This is a genomic window from Streptomyces sp. NPDC052036, from assembly GCF_040680495.1.
Taxonomy (GTDB): Bacteria; Actinomycetota; Actinomycetes; order Streptomycetales; family Streptomycetaceae; genus Streptomyces.
In genome coordinates, this window is sequence record NZ_JBFAWW010000102.1 from 1 (window position 1) to 3,606 (window position 3,606).

4 protein-coding genes are annotated in these 3,606 nt (G+C 68.6%); all 4 read right to left on the bottom strand.

The genetic code is table 11. From position 1 onward, the window contains the following. Positions 1–427 (bottom strand): transposase family protein (locus AB0L95_RS41885; protein WP_365171887.1); only part of this gene is annotated, 427 nt, incomplete at its 3' end. Between the two features lie 202 nt (positions 428–629). Next, positions 630–1,364 (bottom strand): hypothetical protein, encoded by a 735-nt coding sequence (locus tag AB0L95_RS41890; RefSeq protein ID WP_365171889.1) that lies wholly within the window; start codon positions 1,362–1,364, stop codon positions 630–632. Then, entirely contained in the window at positions 1,361–1,939 is a 579-nt protein-coding gene (locus tag AB0L95_RS41895) for a SigE family RNA polymerase sigma factor (RefSeq protein ID WP_365171891.1), read from the bottom strand. Before AB0L95_RS41895 ends, AB0L95_RS41890 begins: the two co-directional genes overlap by 4 nt. A gap of 102 nt (positions 1,940–2,041) precedes the next feature. Beyond that, positions 2,042–3,409 carry an IS4 family transposase gene (locus tag AB0L95_RS41900; RefSeq protein ID WP_365171893.1) on the bottom strand — a complete coding sequence of 456 codons (1,368 nt, stop codon included), beginning with the start codon at positions 3,407–3,409 and terminating at the stop codon, positions 2,042–2,044. Positions 3,410–3,606 lie beyond the last annotated feature (197 nt).

Genomic DNA, 3,606 nt, shown 5'->3' on the forward strand with positions numbered 1-3,606 from the left:
TGCCGTCCACAGCCAGCGCGTGCAGTCCGGTTGTCCGCGGACGGCGGTCCGCGAGCCAGCGCCCGACCGCCCGGTCCAGGGCGTCGCCGTCGATCCGGGCGAGCAGTCGACGAATCGCGGACTCCGAGGGCAGTTGCCGCAAGGGCAGTACCGGGTCGGGGCGGATACCGAGCTGCCCGAGTGCGTGGGCCGGCGCGTCGGCGATCCACTCGCCCACCGCCAGCAGCGAGGTCGCCCCGGCCAGCACCGCGCAGGCAGTCAGGGCCAAGACGACAGCCAGGCCATGCCGCACGCCGCGCGGATCACGCGGGTCCGGCACCTCAGCCAGCCGCTCCAGCAGGCCCGGCACCTGTCCGGAGCCGACCTGCGGCTGATCACGGAGCTGGTCGAGAGCGGGCGGGATCGGCGATGATGCACAGGCAGGCACGGGCTTCCAGTCGAATCACGGGACGTCGAGAACTCCATGATCTTGGAGACCGTGCCTGCTTCCGTTCCCCAGCGCCAGCCAACCGACACACCGTCAAGAACCGGACGTCATCCGACTACGCTGAATCCCTGTCCCTGCAGTCGCCAGCGATCGTTGTTCGGTCGCGACGGCGTCCTGCGGCGGTCACGCGGGGGCGGAGCGGTCAGTCCGTCGCCATGCAGTTGGGGACTCCGTCGTTCGGCTTCGGGGTCGGGGCGTCGATCGCGAAGAACCTGTTGTCGGTGCCGGCGATCGTCTGCAGTTGGGGCGTGGCCTTGTGCCCGTCGTCCCAGGTGCACGTGACGGCGTGGACTGCGGGTCCGGCCATTCCGGTGACGTACCAGTGGGTGCCGGTCGGGGTGAACTTGCCCCAGCTGGTCTCGACGTTGCGGTCTCCTGTTGCGGTCAACGCATCGTCAGTCACGAACACGCGCCCGTCGCCGATGTTCAGGTTGGCGAAGAACCAGCCTGTGTGAACGAGCTGCGGACCCCCTTCGCCGCCGGCGCGCTGGGGGTCCGGGTATTCGGCCTTCTGCGTCGCTTTCCACTCGCGGGCCGCTGCGTCAGCGTTGGCGGCGCGCTGCCAGATGTCGATGCTGAGGGTCCAGGGCTTCCCGTCGACCACCCCGGTAGCGATGACCTGCGTGATGGGTCGGATCGTCGCGTCCGGTGCTGCGGCGATCGATGCCGTCCCGGAGTCTGTGTGCGGGAAGACCGACGTCAGTATCCCGGCCGTGCACGCGACGGCCAGTGCGACGGCGACCGCCTCCGCTGCTCGGCGCCTGGTCCTGCGTCGCGTGCCGCCTGCAACGATCGCCTCGACGGGCGCGTGCTTGATCTGCACGCCTTGCGTGGCGTTGGCGAGCAGCTCGGAGATGTCGGTGCCTGTATCCGTCATGACGTTAGCCCTTCGTGCATGGGGGGACTGGTGTCCGTGCTGGCGCGGGTCAGCCCGACGGCGGACCGGAGCCGGGTGATTCCTCTGGCTGCGTTGCTCTTCACGGTGCCGACCGAGCACCCCATCGCGGCGGCGGCCTGCGTTTCGCTCAGGTCCTCCCAGTAGCGCAGTACGACGGCCTGTCTCTGACGCAGGGGCAGTTGGGCCAGCGCCGCAAGCAGGTCGGCGCGCTCGACGGCCTGTGCCATTTTGTCGCCGCGCTCTGGCAGGTCGTGCTCGTGAGCGGGGTCATCGCTTCGGGACAGGTACTCCTTGATCCCTCTGCGGTACCTGCGCGCGTGTGCGTTGACCATGATGCGTCGCACGTAGGCGTCCGGGTCCTGGGCCAGCGACACCTTCCGCCACGCCACGAACGTCCGCTCCAGGCATGCTTGTACGAGGTCTTCTGCTGCGTACTGCTCTCCTGTCAGGAGATACGAGGTCCGCATGAGTCGGGACCATCGCCCTATGACGAACGCTTGGAAATCCTCGGATTCTCCGCCAGCTCCTGCCGTTGCTCCTGCTGTGCCTCTCATGGCTCACCTCCTCACACCACAGAGTCCACGGCCACGGCAAACCGTTGCATGATGCTGCGGCCTGCGGTCGACGCCGGGACCCTTTGGCGCAAGGCCATGAAGTTATGGGCTGTTGGGTGCTGTCAACAGGATGTCGATGCTGATGGTGGCTTTGTAGGTGCGTCGGTCGATGCGCAGGCTTTTGTAGGCGTATCGGGACAGTGGTCGCTTGACGGCGCGGGGACTGACGCGGAGTCGGCGTGCTGTCATCGGCTGGTTCAGGACGGCTCGTCCGATGCTTCCGACGAGGTCGACGATGGTGTCGGCGATCACGCCTGCGGCTTGGATGACCTGGTCGCGGGCGGTCTGGAGAGCGATGCTGAAGCTGGCCCGGTCAGGGTCCGCGTCGGGGAGGGCCGCGGTGGCGTCGGCGATGGCGATCCTGATCAGCTGGTAGGCGGTCAGCAGCGCGTAGACCTCCTGGGCAATACCGGACATGGTCCGGGCGCGCAGGACCCGGCGCCCGAGCATGGACTTCTTGATCGCGAAGAAGGCGGACTCCACTTCCCACCGCTCGTGATACTGCTTGACCAGCTCGAATGCCGGGTAGCGGCGGTGGTCGAGCAGGGTGGTGGCCAGCCGGTAGACGCCGGTGGTGCGCCCGGCGGTGGTGGCGATGGTGATCTCGCACTCGACGACGCGGACCTCCAGCCGGCCGATCCTGGACAGGAACGAGCCGTCCTCGTAGCGGTGCAGGACCAGTGGTTTGCGGGTGGCGGACAGCCGGGCGAGGAACGCGGCGCCGGTGTCCGCGACCGTGGTCAGGAAGGCGTTGGAGGACAAGCCGCGGTCCAGCAGGACGATCATGCCCTCGTGCAGGGAGCGGGCCAGGCGCTTGCCGTGGGTGGTCTCGCCGCTGGTGCGCGGGCCGAAGACCGCGTCGATCACGGCCCGGGTGCCGCAGGCGACCAGGGTGACCAGGCAGATCTGCGGATAGCCCGACGTGGCGTACTGGTTGGAGCCTTTGCCCAGGTGAGCCCGGGTGACGGGACCGTCGGGGACGTCGAGGTAGGTGCCGTCGACGGCGACGACCAGCAGACCCGCCCAGCGGGCCCCGGTGGTACGGACCGCGCTCGCCGGGCCGCGCAGCAGGTCGAACAGGGCCCGCACGGGGCCAACACCGAGCCGGGCGCGGGCGTGCCACAGTGCCGTGGCGGTGACCTTCGGGACCGGCAGGCAGTGCAGTGCGGATGTCAGCCTGGCCCACACGGCCGGATAGCCGCACTCCTCGAACAGAGCGGCGGCCAGGAGGAGGTAGACGACCACCCGGGCCGGGAGTTTCCGCAACCGCTGCTGGACGGCCCCGCACTCGGGCAGGACGGCGTCGACCATCTCGAACGGGACGATCTGCGTCAGCTCGCCCAGGTGACCCGGAGCGAAAAGACCGTCGGCTACCGCGATCTCGCGGCTGATGACACACTGACCCGACAGCGGAGCCTCCGGTGCTGTGAACGGCTTGTCTTGGCGGACCAGCCAGTTCTACCGGGGCTCCGCTTCCCGCATCCGGCGTTCCTCCAGATCAGACCCACTTGCAGCCACGGACCCGACCCATAACTTCATGGCCTTGCCCTTTGGCGCGGAAGTCGGCAGGCAAGGCGTCCAGGCGGGTCAGGAGCTGCGGATTTGAG